This is a genomic window from Amycolatopsis sp. NBC_01286, from assembly GCF_035982555.1.
Lineage (GTDB): Bacteria > Actinomycetota > Actinomycetes > Mycobacteriales > Pseudonocardiaceae > Amycolatopsis.
This window is the reverse complement of the sequence record NZ_CP108428.1, coordinates 2,179,942-2,195,078: the sequence shown is the minus strand read 5'-3', so window position 1 is coordinate 2,195,078 and position 15,137 is coordinate 2,179,942. Positions and strand designations below refer to the sequence as shown.

Here is a 15,137-nt window from a genome sequence, read left to right as displayed (position 1 = left end):
GATCGAAGAAATCCGGGATTCACCCGTCGGAAAACCTCGCCCCCGAGCGACGATGAGGGTGTGACGGAACCTCGGGTGCAACCGGACCCGGCCTTCGCGCTGCTCGGGCTCTACGAGACCGCGCTGCCGGAGGTCTACGGGTACCTGCTGTCCCGGTGCGGTGACCGGACGCTCGCCGAGGAGCTCACTTCCGAGACGTTCCTCGGGGCGGTCGCCGCTTGTCGCAGGGAGTACGCACCTCCAGTGAGCACCGGGTGGCTGATCGGCGTCGCCCGGCACAAGCTCGCCGACCACTGGCGGCGCAAAGAACGTGAGGAACGCGGTCTACGGCTGGTCCACGACAGCGCGCCCGGCGTCGAGGACCCGTGGGACGAGCAGCTCGACGCCCTGCGCGCGAGACAGGTGCTCGCATCCCTCGGGCCGCACCACCAAGCGGCGCTGACCCTGCGCTACGTCGACGGCCTCGGCGTCCCCGAGGTCGCCGGCCACCTGGGCCGCAGCGTGCACGCCACCGAGGCGCTGCTCGTGCGGGCCCGCGCCGCGTTCCGGCGTTCCTACGAGAAGGGGGGTCGCGATGCCTGAGCCGTTCGACGCGCTCCGCCGGCCCTCCGACCGGGTCGGCCCCGACCCGGACTTCGCCGCCGAACTGCGCGACAACCTGCGTCGCGTGATCTTGAACGGAGCCGACATGACCACCACGGAAGCCCCTGCCACCACCGCCGAGCTGCGGTCGCTGACGCCCTACCTCGCCGTGTCCGACGCCCGCGCGGCGCTCGACTTCTACGTCGACGTCTTCGGCGCGACCCGGCGCGGCGAGCCGATCCTGATGGACGACGGCCGCGTCGGGCACGCCGAGCTGGCCATCGGCGACGCCGTGCTGATGCTCGCCGAGGAGTACCCGGAGATCGGGCACGTCGCCGCCGAGGGTGGTGCGTCGGTGCGGGTCGAGGTGCCGGACCCGGACGTCAGCGTCACCCGCGCCCTCGAACTCGGCGCGACGCTGATCCGCGCGGTGAGCGACTCGCCGTACGGCCGCGGCGGCTCGTTCCGCGACCCGTTCGGCCAGCGCTGGCTGGTCTCCCAGGCCGCCCCCCAGAGCACGCCGAAGCCCGAGCCGCAGCCCAAGCCGGGCGAGTCGATGTACTTCACCTTCCAGGTCCCGGACGCCGAACCCGCGAAGACGTTCTACGGCGCGGTGCTCGGCTGGCAGTTCGCGCCCGGCTCGGTCGAAGGCGCCTGGAACATCGAGGGCCACGGCCGCCCGGGCGGCCTGTGGGGCGGGCCCGGCCGCCAGGTCGGCTGGAAGCTGATGTTCGCGGTGGAAAACCTGGAAGCCGCGCTCACCCGGGTGCGTGACCAGGGCGGCCAGGCGGGCGAGGTCGAGAACCACCCGTACGGCTTCACGGCGGACTGCACCGACAACCAGGGCATCGAGTTCTGGCTCTGGGAGCAGCCGGGCAGCTGATCACGTCCGCGGGTCCGGCAGCCGCCTCGCGGTGATGGCGACGACCACCGCCAGCACCGCGATCAAGCCGATGACCAGCGCGAACGCGTCCCGGACGCCCAGCACGCCCGGCGCCGACAGGGCCGCGTACAGGCTTCCGAGCGTCGCGATGCCGAGCGCCAGCGACGTCTGCTGGGTCGTCGTCATGACGCCCGAGCCGACGCCGGCCAGGTCCGTCGGGACGTGGGACAGGACGATCCGGAACAACGTCGTCATCGCGAGCGCGTTGCCCACGCCGATCGCCACCATCGACGGCGCCAGGTCGAGGATCGTCAGGTTCGGCCACTGCGCCAGCGACGTGCAGAGCAGCGCCACCATGCCCACCGCGTTGATCGCGCCGCCGACCGCGACGACCTTCTGGCCGTACCGCGTCACCAGGCGGCTGCTCAGCATCGACACCGTGAAGTACGCGACGGCCATCGGCGTCAGCGCCGCGCCCGCGCCCAGCGGCCCGAAGTGCAGGCCCTCCTGCAGCGTCATCGCGTAGACGAACATGAACGAGCCGAACGCGCAGAAGAACGGGACCCCCACCAGCAGCCCGCGGCGCACGCTCGGCAGCCGCATCACCGACGGCGGCAGCAACGGCGTCCCGCCGAGCCGCTCGAGACGTCGCTCGACGTGCACGAACGCGGCCGCGGCGAACGGGGACAGCGCCAGTAGCGCGATCGTCCACACCGGCCAGCCCAGCGCGCGGCCTTCCATCAGCGGGACCAGGAACGACAGGAGCGTCACGGCCAGCAACGTCGTCCCGAGCCGGTCGACGCCCAGCGGGTTGTGCGCGCGGCTTTCCGGCAGGCGGCGCGCCAGCAGCAGCACGACCAGCCCGATCGGGACGTTCACCAGGAAGATCGGGCGCCAGCCGGTGCCGAACAGGTTCGCCGCCACCAGGGCGCCGCCGGCGAGCTGGCCGACGACCGTCGAGAGGCCGCCCGTCGCCCCGAACAGCCCGAGGGCGCGGGACCGCTCTTCGCCGGACGTCGTCGCCTGGATGATCGAGAGCACCTGCGGCAGCAGCAACGCCGACGCCGCCCCCTGCGCGGCGCGGGCGATCACCAGCGTGGTCGCCGTCGGAGCGATTCCGCAGGCCAGGGACGTCAGTGTGAACAGCCAGAGGCCGGCGAAGAACAGCCGACGGCGGCCGAACGAGTCGCCGAGGCGGCCGCCGACCACCAGCAGCACCGCGTACGCGATGCCGTAGGCGGCGACCACCAGCTCCAGCGTGGCCGTGGACGCGTGGAGGTCGGCGTCGATCGTGGGCAGAGCGACGTTGACAATGAAGAAGTCGATGATCGGGAGTGCCGCCCCCAGCAGCACGGTGACCAGGCCGGCGGGGGTCAGTCCCGGCCTGGCCGGGGCGCCGGGGGTGCTCGGCGCGAGTTCAGTCGTGGTCATGAGTACTACGATCGACCTCTAGCTAACCTGGTACCAGTTGCTGTTCATCCGGGTACCGCCACTACCTGGTACCAGTTTCGGTGGCATGCGATCCTGGCACCATGACCACCGCCGTCGAATCCGAACTCCGCCGCCAGGAGCTGGCGCGGTTCCTGCGCAGCCGGCGGGAGCGGATCACGCCCGAGCAGGTCGGCCTGCCGCTGATGGGCCGCCGCCGGACGCCGGGGCTGCGCCGCGAAGAGGTCGCGCAGCTCGCCGGCGTCGGGGTCACCTGGTATACGTGGCTCGAACAGGGCCGCGACATCAACGCGTCCGAGCAGGTCCTGCTGGCGATCGCGCGCACGCTGCGCCTCGACCCGCACGAGCACACCCACCTGTTCCGGCTGGCCGGCGCGCCCGAGCCGGAGAGCGGCAAGGACTGCCAGGTCCTCTCGCCGCAGCTGGAAATGATGCTGAAGAAGCTCGAGCCGTACCCGGTCGCGGTGCGCAACGCCCGCTGCGACCTGCTGGGCTACAACCGCGGCTACAGCTGGCTGATGGGCGACGTCGACGCCATCCCGTTCGAGGACCGCAACACCCTCGTCCAGTGCCTGCTCAACCCGCAGTGGCGCGAGCGGATGCTCGACTGGGACACGAACATCCCGCGCGTCATCGCGTCGTTCCGCGCGGCGATGGCCGAGCACGTCGCCGAGCCGGCGTGGAAGCAGCTGGTCAAGCGGCTGAAGGCCGAGTCGCCGCTGTTCGCCGAGCTCTGGCCGCACCACGACGTCAACTCCGAGCCGATCCGCACCAAGCGCTACCTGCACCCGGACGTCGGCCTGCTGTGCTTCAACTTCACCTACCTCTACTTCGGCCGCCGCTCGGAGATCACCGTGTCGACCTACACCCCGGCGGACGCGGAGACGGCGGCGAAGCTGCCGCTCATGGCCGGCTGACTACGGCACCCGACGTACGCGGAGAGTCGCTTCAGGACGGACGCGGCCGCCGTCGCCGACCGGTAGCTTTCGCGGTATGAGACGGCCGCCGCAGTCGAGCCTGTCCCCGTGGGTGGGGCGGGTGGTGCGCACGGTCGTCGTCACGGTCTTCGTGCTCGGCGCGACCAGCGGCGCGTCGCGCTGGCAGCCCGGTTCGCCGCCGATGACGCCGGTCGCCGGCGCCTGGCTCGTCGCCACCACGCTGACGCTGCTGCTCGTCCACCGCTTCCCGCTGACGCTCTTCCTGATCACGACGGCGTCCGCGTTCGGCTACTACGCCTCGGGCTTTCCCGGCGGGCCCGTCATCGTCGTGCCGACCATCGCGTTGTTCGTGCTCACCCGGCAGCGCGGCCCGCTCGTCGCCGGGATCACCGGCGCCGGCGCGCTGGCCGTGCTCTACCTGGGCCACATCGTCACGTCGGGGTCGTTCGTGCTGGCCGTCGGCGCCGGGTTCCTCGTCGTCTGGCTGGTCGCCGTGATCGGGATCGGCACCGCCGTCCGGTACCAGTTCGCCGCCGTCGCGGCCCGGCGCGAGCAGGCCGACGAGCACCGGCACCGGCTCGCCGAGCAGGAGCGGCTGCGGATCGCGCGCGAGGTGCACGACGTCGTCGCGCACAGCCTCGCCATGATCAACGTCCAGGCCGGCGTCGCCGCGCACGTCGCCGACCGGCGGCCCGAGCAGGCGAAGGAGGCGCTGCTCAACATCAAGGAGGCCAGCGCGTCCGCCCTCAAGGACCTGCGCGCCACCCTCGCCGTCCTGCGGTCGGGGGAGGACAAGGCGCCCGCGCCGAGCCTCGCCCAGGCCGCCGAGCTGCTGGCCCACGCGCGCGACGCCGGGCTCACGGTCGACGTCCACGGCGAGGCCGGCGAGCTCCCGGCGCCGGTCGACGCCGCCGGGTACCGGATCCTGCAGGAGTCGCTGACCAACGTCGTCCGGCACGCCGACCAGGCACGCCACGTCGACGTCCGGTTCGGCCGGCCGGCGGGCGCCTTCACGCTCCGGGTGCGCGACGACGGCCGCGGCACCACCCAGCCGGTCCCGGGCCACGGCCTGCGGGGCATGGCCGAACGCGCCGCGGCGCTCGGCGGGCGCTTCACGGCCCAGCCGCTCGGCGACGGTTTCGAAGTGTTCGTCGAGCTACCGATCGAGGGAGACGCATGATCCGCGTCCTGCTGGCCGATGACCAGGTGCTGGTCCGCGCCGGGTTCCGGGTGCTGCTGGAGACCGAGGAAGGCTTCGACGTCTGCGGCGAGGCGGGTGACGGCGAACAGGCCGTCGCGCTCGCCATCGAGCACAAGCCGGACATCGTCGTGATGGACATCCGGATGCCGGGCGTCGACGGCCTCGAAGCCACCCGCCGGATCTCCGCGAACCCCGAGCTCGCCGGGACGAAGGTGCTGGTCCTGACCACCTTCGACATCGACGAGTACGTCTACGAGGCGTTGCGCGCCGGCGCCGGCGGGTTCCTGCTGAAGGACACCGAGCCGGTCGAGCTGCTGCGCGCGCTGCGCGTCGTCACGAGCGGGGAGGCGCTGCTGGCGCCGACCGTCACGCGCCGGCTGATCCAGGAGTTCGTCGGCCGCCCGGAGAACCGGCGGATCGACACCAGCGCCGTCCGGGAGATCACCGACCGCGAACGCGAGGTCCTCGGCCTGGTCGCGGGCGGCATGTCGAACGACGAGATCGCCGCCCACCTGGTGATCTCGACGGCCACCGCGCGCACCCACGTCAGCCGCATCATGACGAAGATCGGTGCCCGCGACCGCGCCCAGCTCGTGGTGCTCGCCTACGAGTCCGGCCTGGTCACTCCGCGTCGGCCGTGACGCCGGAGCGGCGCAGCGCGACGAAGACGTTCAGCACGAAGACGACGAGCACCAGGCCGGCGGAGAGCCAGAACCCGAGCCGCAGGTCGACGGCGGCGGTGGCTTCGTCGTCGAGGTTGGCCTGGCTCGTCGACAGCGTCGAGACGGTGGCCGCGATCGTCCGGGTGTAGTCGGTGAGGTTCCGCAGCGCGAGCACCTCGGTCACCACGAGCAGCGCGGCGGCCGCGCCGGCGACGACGACCGCCGTCAGCGCACGCACCTTCGGCGTCCGCGGCAACGCCGTCGCGAGGCCGAGGACCAGCAGCACCGCGACGACGATCGCCAGCACCTGGACCAGGCCCGGCATGTCGAACTTGTCCGCCACGGCCGTCTGCTGCGCCGGGGTCAGGCCGAGGCCGTCGATCCCGGTGAACTTCTGCTGGCCGGAGGCCAGATCGGCGCCGGAGTAGGTCACCGCGGCCCGGGTGCCGTCCGGCGCGTCGCAGGACGCGGCCAGGCACGGCAGGAACAGGAAGAGCAGCAAAGCGAGCAGGAAGCCGGCGGGGGTGATCCGGCGCGTCACGAGCTTGGGCACGCCGACGACCCAACCACAGCTCAGCCGCGCTTGACCCGCCGGACCAGGCGAACCGCCCGCACCAGGAACACGACGGCGAGGACGGCGACCAAGCAGATCCAGATCACGGCGCCTCCTCTCCCGGACGATGCTCTGTTCAGAGGGCGTCCGGGAGGGGGAGGAGGTTCACCGACACGGCCCAGGTCACACCTTCGGGCTAAGCCGTGCTCAGTTGTTCGTGCGCTCCGTCGGCGGCGCCTTCTGGACCTGGGCGGTCAGCAGCGTCTTGAACGAGGCGAGCGTCGCGTCCTTGGACGGGCCGAACGAGTCCACGATGACGACGCGGTTGTAGAGGACGTAGACCGCGCGGTAGACCTGCTGGCTGCTGTCCGCCGCCGAGAACACCTGGACCCCGTGCAGGGACAGGTTGCGGTTGGCGGTCAGGCCGCCCTCCTGCTCGGCGTTCGCGTACTCCGCCGCCACCGCGGACGCGGCCTGCGCGTTCGGCAGCTCGAGCGCGAACAGGCCGAGCGTGACGTCGCCGTCCTTGGTCGTCTTGAGCAGGCCGTCGGTCATGCCGCCGGACTTGAGCTTCTCGATGACCGTGGTCGGCAGGTACTTGGCCGACTGCAGCTTGTCCAGGTCGAACTCGCCACCACCGGCGCGGGTCGTGCCGGCCGGGGTGACCAGCGCGGCGGAATTGTCGCTCGGCTCGGGCTTGGCCGCGGGCGGCTCCGGCAGCGGCTTCACCGTCGGGGCCGGCGGCGGCTGCTGGGTGGTGCTCTGCTGGGCGACCGGCGGGGTGGTGCCGTTGTCCTTGATGAATAGCGCCCAGACGCCGTAGCCGAGACCGGCCACGACCAGGACGGCGATCACGGCGAAGGCGATCTTCTTGCCCTTGCCGGACGACGGCTGCGTCTGGAAGCTCTCCGGGCCCTGGCTGATCCAGTCCGCGTTGCCCGACTGGGACATCGGCGGGAAGTCCGAGCCGCCCCACGGCGGGCTGACGTCCTGCTGCTGCGCGCCCCACGGGTTCTGCTGGCTCTGCTGCGGCGGCCGCTGGAAGCCGCCGGCGGGGGACTGCTGCCCGTACTGCTGCTGGGGGAACCCACCGGCCGGGGACTGCTGGCTGTACTGCGGCTGCTGTTGCTGCTGCCACTGCGGGACGACCTGGGTCCGCTCGCCGCCCCCGGCGTCGGTGGCGGAGACGACCTGCGTCGCCTCGGCCGCGTCGGCCTGCGGCTGCGGCGCGGGCGGGCTCACCGGTGCGATGATCTGGGTCTCGGAGGCGCTGTCGCCCATCGGCTGCTGCGCGGGCTGGGCGGGGGCGGCCTGGCTGTCGCCGGTCGTGACGGCCATGGACAGCACCCGGTCACGCCGCGTCCGGTATTCGTCGGCCGTCAGGTTTCCCGCCGCCAGCTCCTCGTCAAGCCTGCGCAGCTCTTCCTGCCAGGTCACCCCGGTACCCCCTTCGGGTAGATCGCCTGCGAAATCGTGCGAGTGTATGGGTGCAGCCGCGTGACCGCACGGAGTCATTGTGCACGGGTGTGCTCACCTGTTCGTCGCCCACCACCCCGTCGTTACCTTCGGGTGGCGCATCCCGCTTCCCAGGTCACCTGGGGTGTTGCGCGAGCACGGCGGCGAGCTGGTCGATGGTCTGGTTCCGCAGCAGCGGGGACGATCCGCCGATCACGCTCCGTTCGACCAATTCGAACGTGATCACGTCCCGGTCGGCGAACAACCCGGTGAGTTCCTGCGCGTTGCTCTGCGCCGTCGTCTCGGCGTGCACGATGGTGACGTCCTGGCAGGTCGCGGCCAGGAACGGGCTGGCGAACTGGGTGAACGAGTCGGCCACGACGGCGGTGTTCTGCCCGATCGAACCGGCCGGTTTCGCGCCGTCGGGCTGGGTCAGGTGCAGCGGCGTCTTGAAGTCGCTGGCGATGTAGCGGGTGCGGTCGGCGCCACCGTCGGTCGAGAGGCTGTAGGTCGTCAGCTTCCGCTGTTCGTCGCGGCCGAGCACCCGGGCCAGGTCCGCCGGCCACGGCCGGGTGCCGTTCGGTGCCGCCTGCCAGCGGACCGTGCTGCCGGGCTGGATGGACTGCCCCAGCGCGTACGTCATGACCAGGCCGCCGTCGAACGACCAGTGCGTGTCGTTGGGGTCGTACAGCGAGTGGCCGGTGCGCTTCTCGGCGTCGGCGAGGGCGGGCCGCAGGTCGATCGCGCCCGTCTCGCGGGGCACGCGGTTCCAGAACTCGGCGGTGCGGGCCTGGGCGCACGGCTTGCCGACGTAGTTGTCCGGCAGGTGCGACGGCTCTTCGCTGTACTTGTCGGGCGCGATGACCAGCTCGAACTTCCGCCCGGAGTTCTCGACGGCGGCGCGCAGCTTCCGCAGCGCCGCGACGACGTGGTCGGTGTCCATCACCGGCCGGCAGCGGGCGTTGACGTCCTCGCCGAGGTACATCCAGCCGTCCTTGCCCGGGAGCACGGTCGGGTAGACGTACCCCGGGACGTCGCCGGTGCTGGGCTGGCCCTGGTCGACGCCGACGGTGCCGCCCTCGTGGCTGGTGCCCTGGCCGGACCCGGGCGGGTCGCCGAAGACGCCGGTGCTGATGCCGTCGGCGGCCTGGACGCCGGCCTGGCGCAGCGGCAGGTGGTCGGTGGCCCAGCCGGCCATGCCGGTGAAGAAGCCCCAGCCGTCGCCCAGGCCGGGGAAGTCGCGCAGCGGCCGGTTCTCGAAGGCGGTGGGGTGCACGCCGACCGCGGAGAGCAGCAGCGGCGTCACGAAGAAGAAGGCCGCGCAGGCGAGGGCCGTGCGCTGGCGTTTGCTGTGCCGGGGCCGGTAGAGGTTGTGCTCCTTCGGCAGCCAGGACTCCGGGGTCCTCGGCAGGCCCGGGTCGGCGGGCAACTGCGACGGAGGACGGGAGGACACGGCCGTATCCTAGCGCCGGGCCGGAGCGTGGCGGCCCCGAACAGGTGAACGCGAGGGGACGTGCGATGAACGGTGGCCGAGGGCCGGGCTACGACCAGCGGCTGGCCCGGGAACGGGACACCTTCGCCGACCAGGAGGACATCCACGGCAACCTGCCGCCGTCGGCGCACCGCTGGTCCAACAAGCACGTGCGGCCGAAGCTCGACGCGCTCGGCGTGCCGGGCATCGACGAGCTGATCGTCGGCCAGATCGCCGAACGCGCTCAGCGGCTCTCCCGCGACACCGTCGTGCTGTCGCTGGGCAGCGGCAACGGCGACCAGGAGCTCGGCTGGCTGCGCGGGCTGGCCGAGGCCGGGCTGGACAACGTCCGGCTGCGGCTGCTGGAGCTGAACCCGGACATGCAGGCCCGGGCCGAGGCGGCCGCCCGCGAGCAGGGTGTGGCCGACCGCGTCGAGCTGATCACCGCGGACTTCAACACCTGGCGGGCCGACGCCGAGCACGACGTCGTCGTCGGCTTCCAGGCCCTGCACCACGTGCTCGACCTCGAACACCTCTACGCGCAGATCACGAGCAGCCTCACGCCGGACGGCGTCCTGGTCGTGCACGACATGATCGGCCGCAACGGGCACCGCCGGTGGCCGGAGGCCCTGGAGGTCGTCGACCGGATCTGGGCGACGCTGCCGCCGGAGCTGCGCCGCAACGCGCTGACCGGGCAGGTCGACGAGCAGTTCGTCGACATCGACTGCGCGGCCGACGGCTTCGAGGGCATCCGCGCCCAGGACGTCCTGCCGGTGCTGCTCGACCACCTGCACCCGAGCCTGTTCCTGCCCTACGGCAACGTGATCGACCCGTTCGTCGACCGGATCTACGGCCACAACGTCGACCTGGACAACCCGGTCCACGTCGAGCTGCTCGACCAGGTCGGCGTCCTCGACGACGCCCTGCTCGACCTCGGGGTCGTCACCGGGACGCGGCTGACCGCGCTGTTCCACCCGACACCGCAGCCGCTGCGCGTGCACGGCACCCGGACGCCCGAACGGTCCGTTCGCGACACCCGCGTCGTCGATCCGGCGGGTCGCGCGTCGTTCCGCCCCGGCGGCACCGGCGGCGAGCGGCTCGTGCGCGGCGCCGGGATCGTCACCGGCCGGATCAACGGGCTCTACCACGACGACTGGGCGGCGCCGTCGATCGAGCTCCCGCTGCTGCCGACCACCGCCGTCGGTGCCCTGGAACTGCGCACCTACCTGCCGGACGACGCGACTGAGTACGGCGGCGTCACCGTCTCCGTGGACGGCGTCCCGGTCGCGAAGGCCGACGTCGGACCGGGGCTGGTCGAGCAGGTCCTGCCGGTCCGGCTCGACGCCCACCGCCAGGTGCGGCTGTCCGTCGACGCCGACTGGTCGCTGACCGCCGGGCTCGGCGGCGACCGGCGGACGCTCTCCTACATCCTCGTCGGGCTGTCGCTGCTCGAACGGATCGAAAACTGAGGTCCGGCCCGGCGGTGCTGGTCGGGCCGCTAATCTGCCCGGCATGGGCAAGGGGACTGGCGCCGAGCGGCTGATCGACTGGACCGGCGAGCGGTGCGTGCCGTGGACCGACGACCTCCAGGTGATCTACGAGCACTACCACCGCTACGCGTTCGCGGCCCGGTTCGTCGCCGGCAAGCGCGTCCTCGACCTGGCCAGCGGCGAGGGTTACGGCGGTGCGCTGCTGGCGCGCACGGCCGCCGAGGTCGTCGGCCTCGAGATCGACCCGCGGACCGTCGAGCACGCCCGGACCCGCTACCCGGGCTCGCGCTTCGAGGTCGGCTCGATCACCGACCCGAAGGCCCTCGACGGCGAGACGTTCGACGTCATCACCTGCTTCGAGGCGATCGAGCACGTCGACGCGCAGGACAAGCTGATGGAGCTGGTGACGGGCCGGCTCGCGCCGGGCGGGGTCTTCCTCTGCAGCACGCCGGACATCGAGGTCTACACGCACGACCACGGCAACGAGAACCCGTACCACGTGCACGAGCTGACCGAGTCCGCGTTCCGCTCGCTGCTCGCCGGCAGCTTCGAGCACGTCGTGGTGCTGCGCCAGAACGTCGCCGTCGGCTCGCTGATCCACGACGGCGGCGCCGGCTCCGGCGCCGAGGTCCTCACCGTCCAGCAGGACGACGCCGACGGCTGGGTCGTCGAAACCGGCGCGCCGCACACCTACTTCGTCTCGGTCGCCTCCGCGAAGCCGATCGACGTGCCCTCGACGTCCGCCATGGTCGACCCGAAGCTGACACTCGTCGCGCGCGCGGCCGCCGAAGCCGGCCGGCTGCGTGACGCGCTGGGCCGCACCGAGGCCGAGCGCGCGCAGGCGAGCGCGTCCGTCGCCGAGCTGACCGGCCGGCTGGCGGAGGTCACCGCCGCCGAGCGGCAGACCGCGACCGACCGCGACGAGGCGCTGCGCCAGGCCGAGCGCGCCCGCGAAGACCGGCAGCGCGCGGCCGGCGAGCTGAGCCGCCTGCAGCGCAAGTCCGGTTACGACAGCGAACGGCTGGAGTGGCTGGCGAGCAACAACTCCGGCCTCTCCGAGACCATCGGCCGGCTCGCCGCGGAGAACGAGAAGCTGCGCTCCGAGACGTCCGCGCTCGTGCAGCGCGCGATCGGCAAGTACCGCGGCTCGATCGAGAAGTTCGCGCCCCGCGGCACCCGCCGTCGCGACCTCTACGAGACGACGCTCGGCCGGCCGGCCGGCGTGCTGCCCGGCCAGCCCGCCGCGGTGCCCGGCCCGGTCGCGGTGACCACCAGCGACCAGCCGATCGTCAGCGTCGTCATCCCGGTCTACGGCAACTGGCCGTTCACCCGCGGCTGCCTCGACTCGATCCAGCGGCACCTGCCCTCGACGCCGTTCGAGGTCATCGTCGTCGACGACGCCTCGCGTGACGACTCCGCCGACCGCGTCGCCGGCTGCGCCGGGATCCGGCTGGTCCGCGCGCCGAAGAACCTCGGGTTCGTCGGCGCCTGCAACCTCGGCGCCGAAAACGCCCGCGGCGACTTCATCTTCTTCCTGAACAACGACACCGAGGTCACGGCGGGCTGGCTCGACGAGCTCGTCGGCGTCGTCGAGACGCGCCCGGACGTCGGGCTCGTCGGCTCGAAGCTCGTCTACCCGGACGGCCGCCTGCAGGAGTGCGGCGGCATCATCTGGGCCGACGGCACCGGCTGGAACTACGGCAGGCTGCAGTCGCCGGACGCGCCCTGGTACCAGTCCCTGCGCGACGTCGACTACTGCTCCGGCGCGGCCCTGCTGGTCCGCCGCGACCTGTTCGAGCGCGTCGGCGGCTTCGACACGCGCTTCTCGCCCGCCTACTACGAGGACACCGACCTCGCGTTCGCCGTGCGGGCGGCCGGGTACCGGACGATGGTCCAGCCCGCGTCGGTCGTCGTGCACCACGAAGGCATCACCAACGGCACGGACGTCTCCTCCGGTGTGAAGCGCCACCAGGAGCTCAACCGCGGCGTCTTCGTCGACAAGTGGAGCGTCCAGCTGCGCGACCACTTCCCCGAGGCGAGCCCGCGCGCGGTCTGGGCCGGGCGGCAGCGCACGAAGGACGGCCACCGCGGCGGCACCGTGCTCGTCGCCGACCACCAGGTGCCCATGCCGGACAAGGACTCCGGCTCGGTGCGGATGTTCCGGATCCTCGAGCTGCTCGTCGGGCTCGGCCACCGCGTCGTGTTCATGCCGCTCAACAACGCGCTCCCCGAGCCGTACGCCGGCGCGCTGTACCGCGCGGGCGTCACGGTCGTCACCGGGCTCGGCGAGCAGCAGGAGTTCCTGCGCGAGGCCGGCGCCGACCTGAAGCTGACGATCCTGTCGCGGCCGCACGTCGCCTGGCAGCTGCTGGAGCAGGTCCGCGAGCACGCGCCGGACTGCCTCATCGCCTACGACACCGTCGACCTGCACTTCGTCCGGCTCAACCGGCAGGCCGACCTGGCCGCGCGGCTCGGCGACACCCGCGAGGAGCTGACGCTGCGGCGCCGCGCCGAGGTGCTGCGGGAGTCCGAGCTGGGCCTGACCCGCGCCACCGACGTCACCTTCGTCGTGTCCGATGTGGAGCGTGCGCTGCTGGGCGAGCTCGTGCCGTCGGCGCGCGTCGAGGTGCTGTCCAACGTGCACCACGCCGACGGCTCGGTGGCCGTCCCGGAAGGACGGTCGGGGGTGCTGTTCGTCGGCAGCTTCGACCACCTGCCCAACCGGGACGCCGCGCGCTGGCTGGCGACCGAGATCATGCCGCTCGTGCGCCGCCGCCGGCCGGACGCGGTCGCGCAGATCGTCGGCAGCAACCCGCCGCAGGAGATGTTCGACCTCGAGCGCGACGGCGTCGTCGTCCGCGGCTGGGTGCAGCACCTGGACGGCGCCTACCGCGAGGCCCGGGCCGTCGTCGCGCCGCTGCGCTTCGGCGCCGGCGTCAAGGGAAAACTGGGGGAGAGCCTCGGGTACGGCGTTCCCGTGGTCGCCACTCCGCTCGCCGCCGAGGGCATGCACCTGACGCACGGCCAGGACGTCCTCGTCGGCAGCACGGCCGAGGAGCTCGCCGAGGAGATCGTCACCCTGCTCGACGACGACAAGCTGTGGCAGCGATTGTCCGAAGAGGGCAAGACCGTGGTGGACCGCCTGTTCGGCGCGGACGTCGCCCGCCGCACCCTGGAAGGCGTGCTCGACGGGTCGTGATCAGCTGGGCGGCAACGCCTTCTGGAACACGGCGAGCGCGTTGTCCAGGCTGGTCTTCAGGCCGGCCTTGTCCTGGTCGAACGGCAGCGACGCCCAGAGCACGACGGCGATCTTGCCCGAGGTGTACCAGGTGCCGTCCATCCGCTGCTCGCCGCTGCGGCCGCTGACGATCTTCCCGTCGGCGGCGAGCGGCTTGAACCCGCCGGCGTCGGCGGCGGCGCGGAGGTAGTCGACGACGGCCTTCGCGCCGTCCTCGTTCTCCGTCGGGATCGCGTAGGCGAGGAAGCCGGTGTCGCCGGAGTTCGACGCGCGGTAGACGAGCTGCGTGACGCCGTGCTGCGAGAAGACCTGCGCGGTCTCCTTGGGGTAGAGGTTCAGGTCGAGGCCCTTGGCCAGCGACATCGTCGAGCTCTCCGGGTGCTGCACGCCGGGCAGCGGCGGGACCTGGTCCTCCAGCTGCGGCTGGGCCGCGGCGGCCGGCGGCTGCGTCACGCTCGGCGTGAACGTCGTCAGCGCGTTCGGCGCCGGGTCGTCCCGCCCGAGCCACATCGTCGCGCCGATGATCATGCCGAGCACGACCAGCACACCGAGGGCGATGAACGGCCACGTCGTCCAGGTCCGCCCGGACGACTCCTCGTCGTCGACGCCCCACCGGTGCTTCCCGGGGCCGTCGTCGTCCGGCTCGGTTTCGTGCAGCTGGGTCTCGCCGCCCGGCGGCGTGATCGGCGGGAACCGGCTGCCGGGGGGCTGCTCGACCTGGCCGTCGACCCGCAGGTAGCGGGTCGGGGTGATGTCGGCCGGGCTCGGCGCGGTGGTCATGTGGTCCGGCAGGGCCGGCACGCTGCTGGTCGACATCGCCTTCGGCAGCCCGGTGCGCTGCCACGGCGGGTGCGGCCGCTGCGCGTGCGCGTGCGGCACCATCGGCCGCGGCGACTCCATGCGCTGCGGCGGCGGGCCCTGCTGGACCGGTGTTGGGTGGCCGGCGGGGTTGGTGCTCCGCCAGGCTTCACCCGGACGGCGTAGCGGGGACGGAACCGGTGACGGAACCGTCGATCCGGAGGCCTGTGCGAGCAGCTCGTCCCGCTGTTTGCGGTGGTCAGCGGGCTCGATCCGACCTTCGGCAAGCTCCGCGTCGAGGCGGCGAAGCTCTTCCTGCCAGCTCATCCTTGGACCCCCATCCACCATTCGGGGCATCAGTCTGGCACGGGCTGCCGACCAGCGAGGTTGCGGTTTGAGGTTGATCGGCAACGTAGC

The 15,137-nt window shown here is 72.3% G+C and carries 12 protein-coding genes; 7 read left to right on the top strand and 5 right to left on the bottom strand.

The window, feature by feature from the left end; genetic code table 11:
- Positions 1-60: 60 nt before the first annotated feature.
- Positions 61-582, top strand: coding sequence for an RNA polymerase sigma factor (locus OG570_RS10675; RefSeq protein ID WP_326956398.1), 522 nt, complete (start codon positions 61-63; stop codon positions 580-582).
- Positions 575-1,465 (top strand): VOC family protein, encoded by an 891-nt coding sequence (locus OG570_RS10670; protein WP_326945515.1) that lies wholly within the window; start codon positions 575-577, stop codon positions 1,463-1,465. Before OG570_RS10675 ends, OG570_RS10670 begins: the two co-directional genes overlap by 8 nt.
- Here OG570_RS10670 and OG570_RS10665 read toward each other — a convergent pair whose 3' ends face one another.
- Positions 1,466-2,896, bottom strand: a complete 1,431-nt coding sequence (locus tag OG570_RS10665; protein WP_326956397.1) for an MFS transporter — start codon at positions 2,894-2,896, stop codon at positions 1,466-1,468.
- 101 nt (positions 2,897-2,997) lie between these two features.
- Between OG570_RS10665 and OG570_RS10660 the strand changes: the two genes are divergently transcribed.
- The 3 genes from OG570_RS10660 to OG570_RS10650 all read left to right on the top strand — a co-directional run bounded on the left by OG570_RS10660 (position 2,998) and on the right by OG570_RS10650 (position 5,694).
- Positions 2,998-3,831, top strand: a complete 834-nt coding sequence (locus tag OG570_RS10660; RefSeq protein ID WP_326945517.1) for a helix-turn-helix transcriptional regulator — start codon at positions 2,998-3,000, stop codon at positions 3,829-3,831.
- Between the two features lie 76 nt (positions 3,832-3,907).
- Complete coding sequence (locus OG570_RS10655; RefSeq protein WP_326956396.1) at positions 3,908-5,032, top strand: sensor histidine kinase; 1,125 nt, start codon at positions 3,908-3,910, stop codon at positions 5,030-5,032.
- Positions 5,029-5,694 carry a response regulator transcription factor gene (locus OG570_RS10650; protein ID WP_326956395.1) on the top strand — a complete coding sequence of 222 codons (666 nt, stop codon included), beginning with the start codon at positions 5,029-5,031 and terminating at the stop codon, positions 5,692-5,694. The genes OG570_RS10655 and OG570_RS10650 overlap by 4 nt, the downstream gene beginning before the upstream one ends.
- On the opposite strand, the gene OG570_RS10645 is transcribed toward OG570_RS10650, so the two are convergent.
- From OG570_RS10645 to OG570_RS10635, 3 genes are all read right to left on the bottom strand, one after another.
- Positions 5,675-6,268, bottom strand: coding sequence for a hypothetical protein (locus OG570_RS10645; RefSeq protein ID WP_326956394.1), 594 nt, complete (start codon positions 6,266-6,268; stop codon positions 5,675-5,677). The two genes, OG570_RS10650 and OG570_RS10645, sit on opposite strands and share 20 nt — an antisense overlap.
- Before the next feature lie 207 nt (positions 6,269-6,475).
- Positions 6,476-7,705 (bottom strand): DUF1707 domain-containing protein, encoded by a 1,230-nt coding sequence (locus OG570_RS10640; protein ID WP_326956393.1) that lies wholly within the window; start codon positions 7,703-7,705, stop codon positions 6,476-6,478.
- Between the two features lie 154 nt (positions 7,706-7,859).
- Complete coding sequence (locus tag OG570_RS10635; RefSeq protein WP_442788263.1) at positions 7,860-9,176, bottom strand: alginate O-acetyltransferase AlgX-related protein; 1,317 nt, start codon at positions 9,174-9,176, stop codon at positions 7,860-7,862.
- Between the two features lie 65 nt (positions 9,177-9,241).
- Here OG570_RS10635 and OG570_RS10630 point away from each other — a divergent pair, with 65 nt between their 5' ends.
- Both OG570_RS10630 and OG570_RS10625 read left to right on the top strand, forming a co-directional pair.
- Positions 9,242-10,663 carry a class I SAM-dependent methyltransferase gene (locus OG570_RS10630; protein ID WP_326956392.1) on the top strand — a complete coding sequence of 474 codons (1,422 nt, stop codon included), beginning with the start codon at positions 9,242-9,244 and terminating at the stop codon, positions 10,661-10,663.
- 43 nt (positions 10,664-10,706) lie between these two features.
- Positions 10,707-13,883, top strand: coding sequence for a glycosyltransferase (locus OG570_RS10625; RefSeq protein ID WP_326956391.1), 3,177 nt, complete (start codon positions 10,707-10,709; stop codon positions 13,881-13,883).
- On the opposite strand, the gene OG570_RS10620 is transcribed toward OG570_RS10625, so the two are convergent.
- Entirely contained in the window at positions 13,884-15,047 is a 1,164-nt protein-coding gene (locus tag OG570_RS10620; RefSeq protein ID WP_326956390.1) for a hypothetical protein, read from the bottom strand.
- Positions 15,048-15,137: the final 90 nt, after the last annotated feature.

What these genes read in the sequence shown, in the direction of transcription:
- OG570_RS10670 (WP_326945515.1), top strand. Translation starts at nt 575, where the DNA reads ATGCCTGAGCCGTTCGACGCGCTCCGCCGGCCCTCCGACCGGGTCGGC.
- OG570_RS10625 (WP_326956391.1), top strand. Translation starts at nt 10,707, where the DNA reads ATGGGCAAGGGGACTGGCGCCGAGCGGCTGATCGACTGGACCGGCGAG.
- OG570_RS10665 (WP_326956397.1), bottom strand. Translation starts at nt 2,896, where the DNA reads ATGACCACGACTGAACTCGCGCCGAGCACCCCCGGCGCCCCGGCCAGG.
- OG570_RS10620 (WP_326956390.1), bottom strand. Translation starts at nt 15,047, where the DNA reads ATGAGCTGGCAGGAAGAGCTTCGCCGCCTCGACGCGGAGCTTGCCGAA.
- OG570_RS10655 (WP_326956396.1), top strand. Translation starts at nt 3,908, where the DNA reads ATGAGACGGCCGCCGCAGTCGAGCCTGTCCCCGTGGGTGGGGCGGGTG.
- OG570_RS10650 (WP_326956395.1), top strand. Translation starts at nt 5,029, where the DNA reads ATGATCCGCGTCCTGCTGGCCGATGACCAGGTGCTGGTCCGCGCCGGG.
- OG570_RS10630 (WP_326956392.1), top strand. Translation starts at nt 9,242, where the DNA reads ATGAACGGTGGCCGAGGGCCGGGCTACGACCAGCGGCTGGCCCGGGAA.
- OG570_RS10660 (WP_326945517.1), top strand. Translation starts at nt 2,998, where the DNA reads ATGACCACCGCCGTCGAATCCGAACTCCGCCGCCAGGAGCTGGCGCGG.